This is a genomic window from Stenotrophomonas sp. GD03819 (assembly GCF_029841665.1).
Lineage (GTDB): Bacteria > Pseudomonadota > Gammaproteobacteria > Xanthomonadales > Xanthomonadaceae > Stenotrophomonas > Stenotrophomonas geniculata.
In genome coordinates, this window is the sequence record NZ_JAOCEW010000030.1 from 17,156 (window position 1) to 32,628 (window position 15,473).

Here is a 15,473-nt window from a genome sequence, read left to right on the forward strand (position 1 = left end):
GCTCAGGGTGCCGGCACCCGGGCCAGCAGCTCCTGCACCAGGCGTTCGCCATCCCAGCCTTCGGCAGTAGCTTCGTAGCTGGGCAGCACGCGATGGCGCAGCACGTCGGCAGCGACCGCACGCACATCATCAGGGGTGACGAAATCGCGGCCGGCCAGCCAGGCGCGCGCACGCGCGCAGCGTTCCAGTGCGATGGAACCGCGCGGGCTGGCGCCCCAGGCAATGCGGCGGCCAAGGCCAGCGTCATAGCGCGCCGGATCACGCGAAGCCAGCACCAGCTCGATCAGGTAGCGCTCCAGCGCCGGCGCCATGTGCAGGTCCAGCACTTCGCGGCGGGCATCGAACACATCCTGCATCGGCAGCTTTTCCGGCGCCGGTGCGGCTTCGCCCAGTGCGCCACGGGCGCGCTCGCGGGCCAGGCGCAGGATCTCCGATTCGGCAGCCTGGTCCGGGTAGCCGATGCGCACATGCATCAGGAAGCGGTCCAGCTGTGCTTCCGGCAGCGGGAAGGTGCCTTCCTGTTCGATCGGGTTCTGCGTGGCCATCACCAGGAACAGCGGCGGCAGCGCGTAGGTGTGGCGGCCAACGGTAACCTGGCGCTCGCCCATCGCTTCCAGCAGTGCGGACTGCACCTTGGCTGGCGCGCGGTTGATTTCATCGGCCAGCAGGATCGGGTGGAAGATCGGTCCGGGTACGAATTCGAAGCGACCTTCCTGCGGACGCCATATCTCGGTGCCGGTCAGGTCGGCCGGCAGCAGGTCCGGGGTGAACTGCACGCGGGCGAAGTCAGCTTCCAGGCGCGAGGCCAGCGCGCGGATCGCCGTGGTCTTGGCCAGGCCCGGAGCGCCTTCCACCAGCAGGTGGCCATCGGCCAGCAGCGCGATCAGCAGGCGTTCGACCAGTGCCGCCTGGCCGACGATCTCGGCCGACAGGGCATCGCGCAGCTGGGTGAAGGCGCCATGCAGGCGGGAGGTGGCCGGCGCGGGCGGCGGCGAGACGGTTTCGGGCATCGGCGGTGGCAGGTTCATGGGGGCCTTTGACCGGCGCGGGACGGCACGGGTTCCCGACATCATCGCAGGGTGCCCTGCGATTGGCATCAAGAACGGCTGAACGGCCCATCCACGCATGGCGTGGATCTACTGGGCTATCCACGCATGGCGTGGATCTACTGGACATGGGCGGCGTGGTTCTACGGGTGGAAACGAAGAAGGGCCGCGCATGGCGGCCCTTCTTCGTTTCGCGGGTGGCGCGGGCTCAGTTCTGCTTGGCCACGCGCAACACCTTCGGCGTCACGAACACCAGCAGCTCGGCCTTGTCCTTGTTGCGGCCGCGCTTCTTGAACAGGTTGCCCAGGAACGGCACGTCGCCCAGGAACGGCACCTTGCTGATGCTGCTGCGGTCGGTGAACTCGTACACGCCACCGATGACCACGGTCTGCCCATCCTCGACCAGCACCGCGGTGTTGACCTCGCGGCGGTTGATCGACGGCACCGTGCCGTAGCCCTGCAGTTCGATCAGGCGGTCGACTTCATCCTTCTTCACCTGCATGTTGAGGAACACGCGGTTGTCGTTGGTGATGGTCGGGGTCACCCGCAGTTCCAGCACCACTTCCTTGAACTGCACGTTCGGGGTGGAGCCCGCGCCACCGGCAGCACCGGTGCCGCTGATGGTGACGTAGCCGATTTCCTTGCCTTGCTTGATCATGGCCTCGCGCTGGTTGGTGGTGACCACGCGCGGGTTGGAGATCACCTCACCTCGCGACTCTTCCTGCATGGCCGACAGCTCCACGTCCAGCAGGTAGCCAGCGTTGAGGATCGACAGCGCCAACGAACCCGGGTTGCTGGCCGTAGCCACCGGCAGGTTCCAGTTCAGGCCGCGCTTGATGGTCGGGCCGCTGGGAACCGGGGCCGGGCCGACGCTGCCACCCGCCTGCCACTCACGGACCGCCTTGGCGTTGGCCAGTGCCGTATCGACCTGCGACTTGCGGGTTTCCTCGTTGGCAGCGAGGCTGCCGCTGAAGTACACGTTGTCGCGGCTGCCGCTGATGCCGAACTTCGCACCCAGCTCGCGGGCGAAGGTATCGGTGGCGATGACAATGCGGCTTTCGATCAGCACCTGGTCAACCGGACGGTCGATCACACCGATCAGCTCACGCATGCGCGCGATCTTCTTCGGGATGTCGCTGATCATCAGCGTGTTGGTGCGCTCGTCGGCCACGATACGGCCGCGCGAGGACAGGAAACCACTGTCTTCCTGCGACGAACCGCCACCACCGCCATTGCCGCCGCCACTGCCGCCGCCGATGCCCTTGGCCTCGGTCAGCGCTTTGAAGATCTGCGTGGCGCTGTGGTAGTTGATCTGGACGTAATCGGTGACCAGGTCTTCGCGGTTCTCGATGGCGATGCGCGCGTCTTCCTTCTCCTGCTCGAACTTGGCCAGCTCAGCCTGCGGAGCGACCCAGATCACACTGCCATCGCGACGCTTGTCCAGGCCCTTGGCGCGCAGCACGATGTCCAGCGCCTGGTCCCACGGCACGTTGACCAGGCGCAGGGTCACATTGCCCTGTACCGAATCGGACGCCACCACGTTGAGATTGGATTCTTCGGCGATCAACTGCAGCACGGTGCGCACCGGCACGTCCTGGAAGTTGAAGGTCACCGGCTTGCCGGTAAAGCCACGCTGCCCCACCGCCTTGGCAGCCTGGGTGACGCTGCCGGCGGTGACCGCGCCCACCGCGGCGGGCGCTTGCCGCGGGCTGATCTCCACCACGTACTCGTTGCCGCTCTGGTAGGCCAGCGACTCCACCGCGCCACCGGTACTGAGCACCAGCTGGGTACCGGCACCGGACGGCTTGGCGTCGATGCGCTGCACCGGCGTGGCGAAGTCGGTGACGTTCATCGGCTTCTGCAGGTTGGCCGGCAGCCGGGCGTTACCGACATCGACCACCACGCTGTTGCCCTGCGTCCGCAGGTCCGGGACCGCGCCCTGGCCGTCGAACTGGACGATCAGGCGCCCGGCGCCATCATCGCCGCGCTTGAAATCGATCTTGGCCACCGACAGGCCCGCCGGCGCTGCCGCCGGTGCCACAGTGGCGCCCACCGGCTTCTCGGCCGGTGCGGCGGCCAGCGCCGGAGCGCAGGCCAGCATCAGCGCGACTCCCAACGCGCTGACACGGTTCAAGGTAGAGCGCCGGATGGGACGCAGCCCCTTGGCTTGGTGAAAGGTCATCGTGCTATCCCCAGTAAACGATCATTGATCTTCAAGCGAGAGCGTTGCCGGCCGTTCCAGCCAGCCGCCCGCGCCATCCGGCACCAGTTCGATCAGCTCCACGTGGTCCTCGAAGACCGCCGTGACCCGCCCGTCGCTCTGCCCCAGGTACCCGCCCGGGCGTACCCGGTAGGTCACCTTGTCCGGCCCCATCACCAGCGCCACGGTAGCGGCGCCGGTGCCGATGGTACCGACCATGTCCAGTGCATCCAGCGGGAAGCCTTCCAGCGGCTCCTTGCGCCGGTTCGGATCCGGACGCAATCCGCCATTCCCCTGCTGCGGATTGGTCCAGGCATCGGTGAACGGGTCGCGCAGACCCTGTGCGGAGTATTCGAAGGTTTCGAACTGCTGCATCACCGGCAGCGGCTCCAGCGGCTGCGCCGGTCGGGCACGCTCGCCTTCCACCCACTTTTCAAGGTTCGGCGCATCACCCGGCGTGCTGGTCACATCGCGGCCGCACGCGGCCAGCATCAGCACGACGGCTGCCATCCCACAACGCGCAAAGAGGGAACGGATCACTTCTTCTCCTCCTTGCCGGCGTCAGCCGCCTGCTGTGCCTGCACCTCGGTCTCATCCAGATAGCGATAGGTCTTGACCGTGCCGGACAGTTCCAGCGCACCGCTGCGGGCGTTGCCGGTGGCCTTGTCCTTGGGCTTGAGGTTGATGTCGTGCATGGTCAGGATGACCACGCGCGGCAGCGACGCCACGCCACTGACGAAAGCACCGAACTGGTGGTAACTGCCCACCATGCGCAGCTTGATCGGCTTTTCGGCGTAGAACTCCTTGACCTGCTCCTGCTCCGGCTCGAACAGCTCGTTGGTCAGGCCGCTGGACAACGCCGTCTGCGAGATGTCGATGATCAGGTCCGGCATTTCGGTCTTGCTGGGCAGCTGCCGCAACATCTGCTGCAGCACCTGTTCCATCTGTGCCAGCTGCTGCTTCAGCGGTGCCAGGTTCACCGCGCGCTCCTGCTGCTTGGTGAACTCGGCACGCAGATCGACTTCCTTCGATTCCAGGCCGGCCAGTTCCTCGCGCTTGCCACTGATCAGCAGCATCCACGCAACGAACATGATCACCAGCGCCAACAGCGAGCAGAAGACGATCTTGGCCTTCTGCGGCCAGTTGCCGATGTCGTTGAAATCCAGGTTCTTCAGATCGATTTTCTGGCTCATGCGCGATCCCCCTGCAGCGGGGCGTTGAAGGCCTGCGGCGGCTGCGCCAGGCGGCTGCCCTCGGGCTTCGGCGCAGGCTTGGCAGCCGGGGCTGCCGGCTGGTTCGGCGCGGCCGGGGTGGCAGCAGGTGCGCTGACCGGCGCGGCGGTGGGGGCGGGTGCAGCCGGAGCAGCAGCGGGCTGGCCTGCGGCCGGTGCAGCAGGCGCCGCTGCATCCGGGCCGGCGGCAAGCGGGGCCACTGCGGGCGGCGCCGGCGTTGCCACCGAACCATCGGCGTTGAGGCCTGGCGTTCCGGCCACTTCCTCACTCTGTGCCGGCAGCTTCACCTTGACCACGAACACATAGGGCAGCGCCTTGATGTCGGCCAGCGGGCCAACCTTGCCGTCCTTGTCCTTCTCGGGATCACGCGCTTCGATGATCGACAGTTCCGGGTTGGTCATCCAACCGGAGGTCTCCAGGTTGCGCATGTATGCCGAAACACGGGCGTTGGACTGGGTGCGGCCTTCCAGGGTCAGCACGTCGCCTTCCTGCTTCAGCGCGGTCAGCACCAGGCCATCGGGAATCGTGCGCACCAGCGCATCGAACAGGTGCACCATCTGCGAGCGCTTGGCCTGCAGTTCCTCAATGACCTTCTTGCGGGCCAGCAGGCGTTCCTTCTGCGCGTCGAGGCGGTCGATCTCCTTGTTCTGTTCCTTGACCTTTTCGATCTCGGCTTCCAGATAGGCGTTGCGGTCCATCTGGCCGCTCACCTGGCGGTCGTAATAGAACCAGATCACCAGCGACAGCAGCAGGCCACCGATCGCGGCCATGCCCAGCATTGCGTAGAACTCGCGCTGGCGTTGCTTGCGCCGCTCGGCGCGCCAGGGCAATAGATTGATGCGTGCCATCAGTCGAAGCTCCTCAGCGCCAGACCGGTGGCGATCATCAGCGCGGGGGCATCCTGGGCCAGCGCATGTGCGTTCACCTTCGGCCCCAGGGTCATCTGCGCCAGCGGGTTGGCGACCACGGTCGGCACGCCCAGCTGTTCTTCGACCATTTCCGGCAGGCCGCCGAGCACGGCGCAGCCGCCGGCCAGCACGATGTGGTCAACGCGGTTGAACTCGCTGCCTGCGTAGAAGAACTGCAGCAGGCGGCTGATCTGCTGGACCGTGGCTTCCTTGAACGGCTCCAGCACTTCCATCTCGTAGCTTTCCGGCAGCCCACCCTGGCGCTTGGCCAGGCCGGCTTCCTCGTAGCTCAGGCCATAACGGCGCATGATCTCGTCGGTCAGCTGCTTGCCACCGAACACCTGTTCGCGGCTGTACAGGCTGCGGCCGCCGCGCAGGACGTTGAGGGTGGTCATGGTGGCGCCGATATCGACCAGCGCGACCACGCCCTCGATGGACACCGGCAGCTCGCTGGCGACCAGGGCGTAGGCGTTCTCGACCGCGAAGGCCTCCACGTCCATCACCTTGGCCTGCAGCCCCCCCAGTTCCAGGGCCGACTGGCGCAGTTCCACGTTCTCCGAACGCGACGCGGCCAGCAGCACCTGGACCATCTCCGGGTTGTTCGGGATCGCCCCGATCACCTCGAAGTCCAGGTTCACTTCCTCGATCGGGTACGGAATGTAGTTGACCGCTTCCAGCTCGATCTGGGCTTCCATGTCGTTTTCGTCGAGCTCGGCCGGCATCGGGATCACCTTGGTGATCACCGCCGAACCGGCGACGGCGGCAGCGGCCAGCTTGGCCTTGCTCCCCGAGCGGTTCATCGCACGGCGGATGGCCTCACCCACGGCCTCCACTTCCACGATGTTCTTCTCCACCACCGCGTTCGGCGGAAGAGGTTCCACGGCGTAATGTTCCACACGAAAACGGTTGCCACTGCGGGACAGCTGCAAAAGCTTTACCGCAGTCGAACTGATGTCGACGCCTACAAGCGGCGACTGACTTTTTGGGATGAGCCCCACGGTTTCTCCCCTGCCGACGGGCACTTGGACGCAAGACCTGCGCCCGAGCATTAATAACGTATTCTTAGCAAATGGCAACGGCCCTGCTGTGAAGTCCCTCACGGATTCACCATGCAGCCCCTGACTGTTCCCCTTGCGCTCCCCGGCGACGACCCCAGCCGCCACCTTGCGTAATCTATACTCTGCGACCACGAAATTCGCAATCGGAATCTGAACCCGATGACTCGACTCCGCCGCTGGCTGCGCTGGATCTTCCTGATTGTCCTGGTCCTGGCGCTGATCGGCGCGGCCGCCGTAGGCGGTCTGTACTACGCCGTGTCCTCCAAGCTTCCCGACGTGCAGACCCTGCGCGACGTGGAAATGCAAGAGCCGATGTACGTCTACGCTGCCGACGGCAAGCTGATGGCGGTGTTCGGCGAGACCCGGCGTACCCCGATCACCATGAAGGACGTGCCCGAGCGCCTGAAGCAGGCCTTCCTGGCCACCGAGGACGCCCGCTTCTACGAGCACGGCGGCGTGGACTACATGGGCATCGGCCGTGCGGTGTGGCTGCTGGCCACCACCAACGACAAGCGCGTGCCGGGTGGCTCCACCATCACCCAGCAGGTGGCCCGCCAGTTCTTCCTCAGCTCCGAGTACAGCTACACCCGCAAGCTGGCCGAGATCCTGCTGGCGCGGAAGATCGAGTCCGAGCTGAGCAAGGACGAGATCTTCGAGCTGTACCTGAACAAGAGTTTCTTCGGCAACCGTGCCTACGGCGTGGCCGCCGCCGCCGAGTTCTATTACGGCAAGAAGCTGAACGAGCTGGACCTGGACGAGATGGCCTCGCTGGCCGGCATCCCCAAGTTCCCCTCCTCGGGCAACCCGATCTCCAACCCGGAGCGCGCCCGCCAGCGTCGTGACAACTATGTGCTGCAGCGCATGGCCGACCTGAAGTTCGTCAGCCAGGCCGAGGCCGACGCGGCCAAGGCCGTGCCGATGCACGCCACCGCGCATGAGCCGCCGGTGCAGGTCGATGCCCCGTACGTGGCCGAGCTGGTGCGCCAGGAAATGATCGCCCGCTTCGGCGGTGACGTGGTCAACAAGGGCTACCACGTCACCACCACGATCGATTCGACCCTGCAGACCGCCGCCAACCAGTCGGTGCGCGACGGCCTGCTGCTGTACGACCACCGCCACGGCTGGCACGGCGTGGAGAAGCAGGTGCAGGTGGGTGCCGGCGAAGACGCCGCCGCCCTGGCCGAGCACCTGCGTGGCCTGTACGGCCAGGCCGGCCTGCTGCCGGCCATCGTTGCCAGCACCGGTGCCGATGGCAGCGCCACCGTGGTGCTGGCCAACCGCAGCGAGATCGTGCTGCCGGCCGGTGCCGCCAAGTGGACCAACAAGACCCCGGGCAAGCTGGTGCAGCGCGGTGACATCGTGCGCGTGCGTGCCGGTGCCAAGGAAGGTGAGTGGCTGCTGGATCAGCTCCCGCGCGGCCAGTCCGCGCTGGTCTCGCTGGATGCCCACAGCGGCGCGCTGAAGGCGCTGGTTGGCGGTTTCAGCTTCTCCGGCAACAAGTTCAACCGTGCCACCCAGGCCCGCCGCCAGCCGGGTTCGAGCTTCAAGCCCTTCATCTACGCTGCGGCCTTCGACAAGGGCTACAACCCGGCCTCGATCGTGCTCGACGCCCCGGTCGTGTTCCGCGACCGCCGCGGCAAGACCTGGGCCCCGCAGAACGACGGCGGCGGTTTCCGCGGCCCGATGCGCCTGCGCGAAGCGCTGGTGCAGTCGCGCAACCTGGTCTCGGTGCGTCTGCTCGATGGCATGGGCGTGGACTACGCGCGCAAGTACATCAGCGAATTTGGTTTCGCCGAATCGGAACTGCCGCCGAACCTGTCGATGTCGCTGGGTACCGCCTCGCTCACCCCGCTGTCGGTGGCCCGTGGCTACGCCGTGTTCGCCAACGGCGGCTCGCGCGTGGACACCTGGCTGATCGACCAGGTGAACGACCGCGACGGCAACCTGGTGTTCAAGGAAAATCCGGCGATGGCCTGCCGCGACTGCGCCGGCAGCAGCGACCAGCCGGTCAACCAGGTGGTGGACGGCTTCAACTTCGGCGCCCCGGCCACGAAGGTGGACCCGGCTGCTGCGGCCAAGGCCGAAGCCAAGGCCGAGACCCCGGCCGCGCCGGTCAACCCCGATGCCCGCACCGCCCCGCGCGCGATCGACGCCCGCACCGCCTACCAGCTGGTGTCGATGATGCGCGACGTGGTCCAGCGCGGTACCGGCGCCCAGGCCAAGGTGCTCGGCCGCGAGGACGTGGGCGGCAAGACCGGCTCCACCAACGACCACCGCGATGCCTGGTTCTCCGGCTTCGGCGGCCCGTACGTGACGACCGTGTGGGTGGGCCGCGACGACTTCCGCTCGCTGGGCTACCGCGAATACGGTGGCAAGGCCGCCCTGCCGATCTGGATCGACTACATGCGCACCGCGCTGAAGGACACCCCGATTGCGCAGAACGAACCGCCCAGCGGCATGGTCCAGGCCACCCTCAACGGCGCGACCGAGTGGGTGAAGGTGGAAGACATGGACCGCCTGACCGACTACGACCTGAACCTCAATACGCCGCAGGCCGACGCCGCCGCGTTCGATATCTTCTGAGGAAGGATTCGGTGGGTGCCAACCGTTGGTTGGCACTGCCCTTTGTAGAGCCGAGCCCATGCTCGGCTTCGGGGGCCCGCGGTAGAGCAGCCGAGCATGGGCTCGGCTCTACAGGATCAACGGCACCCGTTTGCCGTGGTGGGTGCCAACCGTTGGTTGGCATCTCTGCGCCATACCCACGCAGATGTCACATCCCTGCGCTACTCTGTAGCCAGGTCGCAACAGGGAGTCATCGCATGCATCGCGCCCGTCAGCATGCTGCCAGCCAGACCCGCGAGCGGCGCCACCGCCTCGCCCACGAAGCCGCCCGCCTGATGGCCGAAGGCGGCATCCGCGACTACCACCAGGCCAAGTTGAAGGCCGCCAGCCGGCTCGGCATCCACGACGATGCCTCCCTGCCCCGCAACACCGAGATCGAAGACGCGCTGCGCGAGTACCAGCGGCTGTTTTCCGGGCCCCGGCACGGCAACGAACTGCAGCGCCGCCGAGAGGCTGCCATGCGTGCGCTGGAGTTCCTGCACGGCTTCTCCCCGCGCCTGGCTGGCCCGGTGCTGGACGGCACCGCCGACGCCAACAGCCCCGTGCAACTGCACCTGCACAGCGACGACCCGGAAGCCGTGCACCGCTTCCTGGACGAGCACGGCATCCCCGCCGAATCACGGACGCGCCGCCTGCGCCTGGACCGCGAACGCTGCCTGGACGTGCCGGTGTGGGTGTTCAGTGCCGAGGAACTGACCTTCGACCTGGCCGTGCTGCCGTACGACGCCCTGCGTCAGGCACCGTTGTCGCCGGTCGATGAGAAGCCGATGCGGCGCGCGTCTGTCGCGCAGTTGCGGCAGGTGCTGGCCGAGGCCGAGATCACCGCGTACATCGGCGGATGACGGCAGCGCCGGCCCATGGCCGGCGAGCGCAGCAGTACCTGCCTTTGGTGGGTGCGGACCGTTGGTCCGCACCGTGCTTCAGGCAATCGGTTGCTGGCCGAAGAGCAGTCGAGCGCGGCTCGACTCTACAAAAGCTGCGCTACCTGCTCTGGCAGATGGCGCCCATCATGCTCCCGCTACCAGACGAAACGGGTATCGCGCAGCGGGTCGCTGAGCAACTGTGGCAACCAGGGCGCGGGGGCCCGCTGTGGATACTCCCGCATCATATGCGCATGCATGGCCTGCAGGTCCCGCAGCAAGCCGGCCTGAAAGTAGACGTCGTTGAACGTATCCGACCACCCACTCTTCACCCGCTCACGCTCGCCGCCCTTCAAGAGCGGCATCTGGTCCAGCGGCACGTCCAGGATCGTCGCCAGTGAGGCGTTGATCTGCGCATTCTCCACAGCGGCCTTGCGCACGGGGTCCAACCGATCCCGAATCTGCCGGCAGTCGTAGGGGAAGCACCCGCCTGTGACGTTGATGTAGTCAGCGATGTCCGCCAGCATGTCGGCCTTCAGACGCCACACCACCTCGCTGTCCATCACCTGCCGTACCCGCATCGTGCGCAGCGTACTCGCCCGCACGTCCTCCGGCGTGGTGAACTCGGCCCCCCGCGTGCTGCCAGCGTGACGCACCAGCACGATGCGATGGATCGCCTCGCGGGTGACGCCTTCGATGCGCAGCGCCGCGGCTTTCGGTTGCACGCGCGGCGGCGGTACGCCCAGCATCTGCCACAGGTACCACAGCACCAGCAGCAGACCGGCAATGCATAGCCCGCTCATCAGCGTCCACAGATCCAGGTTCCGGGTGTAGTAGCGAAAGCGCGCCCGCCAGATATAGAACGTGCGATAGCTGACGATTCCACTTACCCATCTGTACATTGCCTTCTCCTCGGCAAGGACCCCGGCGCGGCGGGGTTTGTTACGCGCACCACGCCGGGGCCGCATGGCTTACCAGCCGATGCCCACACCCACGCCCATGCTGCGTTCACCGCTGTTGGTGAACGCACCATTGAGGCTGAAGGTGGCTGAGCCCTTTTCGTTGAGCACGCGCTGGTAGCCCACCGCCATGGCCGATTCGCCTTCGGCATAACCCACGCTCGCGCCGAGGCGGTTGTAGGTGGCCAAGCCAGCGGTATTCATGGCCATGGCCGTCTGCGCGCTGCTCATCGCCGCCATGCGGTTGAAGCGCTTGTCCATCTTGTCCAGGCGGCGTTCGAAGTTGCTGATGGCACCATCGGTGTATTCGTTGGCGCGGGCCAGCATCTTCTCCAGTTCGGCGGTATCGACCTGCGGCGTGGGCGACGGCGCGTCGTCCTTCTTCGACTTCGGCCGCGGCGTGGGCGACGCGCCCTCGCCTGCCGAGGCCACCTGCGGCGAATCGCTGGCCTCCGGCGTTGGCGTGACCTGTTCGGTCGGCGCGGCCGAAGCCGCTGCCAGCGCACGCGACTGCGGCTGGCTATCCACGCGCTGCTCCAGCCCATCCATGCGGCCATTGAGCTGCTGCTGCACGGCGTGCAGCTGGCCACCGTTGACCGCCTCGCGGCTGCCGGCCGCGATCAGGCCGTTGGCCACGTTGGAAATGACCATGCCATTGGCGCCGGCCAGGGTGAGCTGGGCAGTGCCGTCGCTGCGGGTGGAGGGCGTTTCCTGGAAGACCGAGCGGAGCTGGGTTTCGACGCGGTCTACGCGGGAACCGGTGGTGACTACGGCGGAGTCTAAGGCGGTGAGGGCCTCATCGACAGTGCTATGGACCCCTCCTTGAATATTGTACATAGGGCCGATGACGTTGCCTTGCTGGTCCAATGTGGCTCCACCACCAAGAAACGCCAAAGATTCGCGAAGTTGCGCAACGACTACTGCGTCACTACTTCCACGCCCCCTATCTATGTTCACGATACGCCGGCGCAAAGTATCGTTGCCCACTGAAACGACATTCGCTTCGGTGGCAATCGACGTCGCTCCCAATGCAACTGCCCCATCCGCACCACTGGCGATCTGACTTGCTACACCAATTGCCACGCCCGATGTAGCAGCAACCTTTGTTCCACTCCCCAGCGCAAATCCGCCCTCAGCACCAAGAGCAACCTGCGAACCCCTACCGATAGCGACAGAGTTGATTCCAGAAGAAAGTGAGTACGCGCCAATGGCAGTTGCACCACTCCCGATTGCCTTAGCGTCACTGCCAATTGCCACAGCCAGACTCCCAGCCTCAGCACTGCTGCTTTGCGCGTCCCAACCCACCTGAACGAACTCGCCACGCTCTTCAATCTTGCGTAGAGCCAAGTTGGTCGCAAACAACTGCCCACCATTCACTGCATCCGTACTGGCCGCAGAACTGATATCCCCCGCTGCCACCCCCGATACGCGCGCACCTTCCATGTCCACCAGGTGACGATCAGCACTGAACTTGACCACGCCATCCAGATCCGGATCGAAGTTATCGAAGTCCGCACGCAGCGCATCCAGCTCGACCCGGTTGTCGGTGATACGCCCGTCCTGATCCGTCAGCTGCTGCGCGTGCCCAGCCAAAGCCTGTCGCTGTGTCTCCACCGTGGCATTGGTCGCAAACAGCTGCTGCCCGGTCACCGCATCGGTGCTACCTGCACTCAGCGTGCCGTTGGCGATGTTGTAGATGCGCCGCTTGCCACCGCTCTTGTTGGCGACATCCACAATCGTGCCGGTGTTCTCTGCACCCAGGCGGACATTGCCACTGGCAGACACCTGGCCCACCAGTCCGCCCAAGGCATCAGCCTTCTGCACAGCGCCATCGGCTATGCCACGGGCAGCGTCGGCCGCCGTCTTCGCCGCGGTTGCGGCGGTGCGCACACTGGTCACTTCGCTGTTGGTGGCATTGAGCTGCTGCCCGGTCACTGCATCCGTGCTGGACGTACTGAGCACGCCATTGGCCAGATTCTGCAGCTTGCGCTTGGCGCCACTCTTGTTGGCCACGTCGACGACGGTGCCGGTGTTGTCCGCGCCCAGGCGCACGTTGCCACTTGCCGATACCTGCCCCACCAGACCATCCAGCACCGCCACGCGCGCCTGCGCACCGTCCGCGGTCGCCTTCACAGCAGCCAGGCTGGTGTTGGTGGCATGCAGCTGCTTGCCGGTCACCGCTTCACTGCTGGACGTACTCAAGGCACCATCGGCCATATTGACCACTTTGCGCTTCAACGAGCCATTGCCCACCGAGACCTGATTGGTCCCAGTCGTGGCTGAGCCATTGCCGAGCGCAACAGCGCCCGCATGTGCCGCATTGGCGCGATCACCAAGGGCCAACGCGCTCTGCGCCGTGGCGCTCGCCTGATTACCCACCGCCGAGGCATACAGGCTGCTGGCTACGGCGCCGCGCCCGACCGCCGTGGCCTGGTTGGCCGACGCATTGCTCTGGAAGCCCAGAGCGGTGGCGTGCGTGCCTTTGCCGGAGGCCTCATGGCCGACGGCAACGCCTCGATCACCCGTTGCGACGGCATCCAATCCAAGCGCCACCGCACCGTTGCCACTGCGGGTGCCAGCACCGATGGACACACCCGCGTTGCCACTGATCTTGTTGCCTGCGTCGTCCACCGTCGCGCGAGCGTCCGCGCCCATGGCGACGCTCTTGCCGTTGTAGGCCTTGGCGTTGTTACCCAGCGCCGTACTGATGCCGTAGCTGGCCTGCTCCGCGACAGCTCCCGCGCCCAGGGCCACGGCGCTGGCGTTCAGCCGCGCAGTCGTTGCGTCGGCTGCAGCCTGCGCCTTGCTGACATTCACATTGGTGGCGTTGAGCTGCTTGCCCGTGACTGCCTCGGTGCTGGTCGTACTCAGCGCCCCATCCTTCAAACCAGAGATACTGCGAACTGCGTTGGACTTGTTGCGCACATCCAGCACGGTGCCGGTGTTCTCGCCGCCAATACGCACGTTGCCGCTGGCCGAGACCTGGCTGACCAGGCCACTGACCGCATTGGCCTTGGCCAACGCTGTGTTGGCATTGGTATTGGCCGTATTGGCCGTGGACTGTGCTGCCGTAGCTGTCGTCTTCGCTGCGTCGGCAGCGGTCTGGGCCCTGGTCACGTTGGTGTTGGTGGAATTGAGCTGCTTGCCGGTAACCGCATCGGTACTGGTACTGGACAGCCTCGCATCGGCCAGATTGACGATCCGGCGCTTGGTGGCCCCGCTACCTACCGAAACCGTATTTGCTTCGGTCGCAACAGAACCCCGACCCAGTGCAATGGCGCCGGCAGCACTCGTGGATGCGCCGTAGCCAATGGCAATGCTGTCGTGGCTGGCAGCGCTGTTACCGCCGAGGGCAATGGCGCCGTTGTATCCATCTGCGCCCGCGCGCGAATCGGCGCCAATCGCTATCGCGCCCTCGGAACTTCCATGGTCGACACGAGAGCCACTACCTACCGCGACACCATTGCGTCCATTTACATAGGCCGAATTCCCATAGGCTGTCGCACCAATGCCCACCGCACTCGAACGAGTGCCGACGGCGGTTGTGTGGGTACTGCCAGCCAGCGCTTCGAAGCCAACGGCAATTCCATACTCATCACTGGCCAAGGCAGATTTTCCAAGGGCAGTCGCTCCTCGCCCTGATGCCTGAGCCCCGCGCCCCATGCCAAGCGCGCCCTCGCCCAACGCCCGCGCTTCATAGCCAAGGGCAATGGCATCGTTCTCGGCCTTGGACAGACCGCCCAGTGCGATTGCCCCCGTCCATCCATCCGAGCCGGCAAACGAGCCCCCGCCGATGGCGATGCGAGACACGCCAGCGGAACTGTCCACGGTCTTTGCACTTCGCCCAATTGCGATGGCGTCGTCGCCAATGGCCGTCGCGTGGTTGCCCACTGCGATTGAGTATGCACCGAATGCCTTGGAGACGGGGCCCACCGCCGTCGCGTACTTTGCTGTTGCCTGGCTCAGATACCCGAGCGCGTGAGCGCTATCTGCAGATGCAACGGCCGAGCTTCCAAGCGCGACCGACGACTGCCCACTGGCGGCGGCCTGGCTTCCAACAGCAACTGCACTCGTGGCGGACGCCTTTGAATCCCTGCCCATCGCTATGGCGAAGGACTCGGTTGCCTGAGCGTTGGCACCTGCAGCAACACTCCAGGATGCACTGGCAAGCGCCCTCCAGCCAAACGCAGCGGAGTAGAAGTCCTCGGATCTCGCGTTAGGTCCCACGGCCGAACTTCCATAGCCATTGGCCTTGGCTTGATAGCCAAGCTCCAACGCAAGTCCGCCTGCACGTGGCGTAGCTGAGAACAGCGAGTATGCGGAAGAGGATCCTGCGCGCCCCCCCGCGTTCAGGCACAGCGCCTGCCAGATCGATTCATCGCATTCATCAGCCGCAATGATGTCGCCGGCTTCCGCTGAGGGAACCGCAAGAACAAGCCCAAGCAACACTGCGCCTGCAACCGTTGACCGCGGCTTACCTGCGGTCGACGCCAGTTCGCTGGCGACAACCCAGCATTGACGGGTTCGATTCCACACACGTCTATAGATATGGTTCATTGCTTACTCCTTAACAGCCAGTTCAAGTCAA

Annotated in this window: 10 protein-coding genes; 2 read left to right on the forward strand and 8 right to left on the reverse strand. The window is 65.6% G+C overall.

Translation table 11 applies throughout. The features are described 5' to 3' along the window. Nucleotides 1-2: 2 nt before the first annotated feature. The 6 genes from N5D45_RS16985 to N5D45_RS17010 form a co-directional block, all read right to left on the reverse strand. Nucleotides 3-1,028, reverse strand: coding sequence for a MoxR family ATPase (locus N5D45_RS16985; protein WP_019659996.1), 1,026 nt, complete (start codon nucleotides 1,026-1,028; stop codon nucleotides 3-5). Between the two features lie 226 nt (nucleotides 1,029-1,254). Beyond that, nucleotides 1,255-3,228 (reverse strand): type IV pilus secretin PilQ family protein, encoded by a 1,974-nt coding sequence (locus N5D45_RS16990; RefSeq protein WP_049437119.1) that lies wholly within the window; start codon nucleotides 3,226-3,228, stop codon nucleotides 1,255-1,257. 21 nt (nucleotides 3,229-3,249) lie between these two features. Then, nucleotides 3,250-3,756: a pilus assembly protein PilP gene (locus N5D45_RS16995; RefSeq protein WP_010484064.1), complete on the reverse strand. Its 507-nt coding sequence runs from the start codon at nucleotides 3,754-3,756 to the stop codon at nucleotides 3,250-3,252. Nucleotides 3,757-3,782: 26 nt separating this feature from the next. Next, nucleotides 3,783-4,439: a type 4a pilus biogenesis protein PilO gene (gene pilO, locus N5D45_RS17000; protein WP_010484063.1), complete on the reverse strand. Its 657-nt coding sequence runs from the start codon at nucleotides 4,437-4,439 to the stop codon at nucleotides 3,783-3,785. Further along, entirely contained in the window at nucleotides 4,436-5,326 is an 891-nt protein-coding gene (locus N5D45_RS17005) for a PilN domain-containing protein (RefSeq protein ID WP_279939325.1), read from the reverse strand. The genes pilO and N5D45_RS17005 overlap by 4 nt, the downstream gene beginning before the upstream one ends. After that, a complete protein-coding gene (locus N5D45_RS17010) occupies nucleotides 5,326-6,384 on the reverse strand; it encodes a pilus assembly protein PilM (protein WP_010484061.1) in 1,059 nt (352 codons plus the stop codon). The genes N5D45_RS17005 and N5D45_RS17010 overlap by 1 nt, the downstream gene beginning before the upstream one ends. Before the next feature lie 219 nt (nucleotides 6,385-6,603). Between N5D45_RS17010 and N5D45_RS17015 the strand changes: the two genes are divergently transcribed. Together N5D45_RS17015 and N5D45_RS17020 are read left to right on the forward strand one after the other, a co-directional pair. Continuing rightward, nucleotides 6,604-9,027, forward strand: a complete 2,424-nt coding sequence (locus N5D45_RS17015) for a penicillin-binding protein 1A (RefSeq protein WP_279939326.1) — start codon at nucleotides 6,604-6,606, stop codon at nucleotides 9,025-9,027. Nucleotides 9,028-9,263: 236 nt separating this feature from the next. After that, entirely contained in the window at nucleotides 9,264-9,908 is a 645-nt protein-coding gene (locus N5D45_RS17020; RefSeq protein ID WP_279939327.1) for a hypothetical protein, read from the forward strand. 176 nt (nucleotides 9,909-10,084) lie between these two features. On the opposite strand, the gene N5D45_RS17025 is transcribed toward N5D45_RS17020, so the two are convergent. Together N5D45_RS17025 and N5D45_RS17030 are read right to left on the reverse strand one after the other, a co-directional pair. Further along, the gene (locus N5D45_RS17025; protein WP_049453335.1) at nucleotides 10,085-10,828 is read right to left on the reverse strand and encodes a hypothetical protein; all 744 of its coding nucleotides are present in this window, start codon (nucleotides 10,826-10,828) and stop codon (nucleotides 10,085-10,087) included. A 69-nt stretch (nucleotides 10,829-10,897) separates the two neighbouring features. Further along, nucleotides 10,898-15,442, reverse strand: a complete 4,545-nt coding sequence (locus N5D45_RS17030; protein ID WP_279939328.1) for an ESPR-type extended signal peptide-containing protein — start codon at nucleotides 15,440-15,442, stop codon at nucleotides 10,898-10,900. Nucleotides 15,443-15,473 lie beyond the last annotated feature (31 nt).

Excerpts from the sequence above, each read along its gene's own strand:
- N5D45_RS16985 (WP_019659996.1), bottom strand. The coding sequence starts at position 1,028 with ATGAACCTGCCACCGCCGATGCCCGAAACCGTCTCGCCGCCGCCCGCG.
- N5D45_RS16990 (WP_049437119.1), bottom strand. The coding sequence starts at position 3,228 with ATGACCTTTCACCAAGCCAAGGGGCTGCGTCCCATCCGGCGCTCTACC.
- N5D45_RS16995 (WP_010484064.1), bottom strand. The coding sequence starts at position 3,756 with ATGGCAGCCGTCGTGCTGATGCTGGCCGCGTGCGGCCGCGATGTGACC.
- pilO (WP_010484063.1), bottom strand. The coding sequence starts at position 4,439 with ATGAGCCAGAAAATCGATCTGAAGAACCTGGATTTCAACGACATCGGC.
- N5D45_RS17005 (WP_279939325.1), bottom strand. The coding sequence starts at position 5,326 with ATGGCACGCATCAATCTATTGCCCTGGCGCGCCGAGCGGCGCAAGCAA.
- N5D45_RS17015 (WP_279939326.1), top strand. The coding sequence starts at position 6,604 with ATGACTCGACTCCGCCGCTGGCTGCGCTGGATCTTCCTGATTGTCCTG.
- N5D45_RS17020 (WP_279939327.1), top strand. The coding sequence starts at position 9,264 with ATGCATCGCGCCCGTCAGCATGCTGCCAGCCAGACCCGCGAGCGGCGC.
- N5D45_RS17025 (WP_049453335.1), bottom strand. The coding sequence starts at position 10,828 with ATGTACAGATGGGTAAGTGGAATCGTCAGCTATCGCACGTTCTATATC.
- N5D45_RS17030 (WP_279939328.1), bottom strand. The coding sequence starts at position 15,442 with ATGAACCATATCTATAGACGTGTGTGGAATCGAACCCGTCAATGCTGG.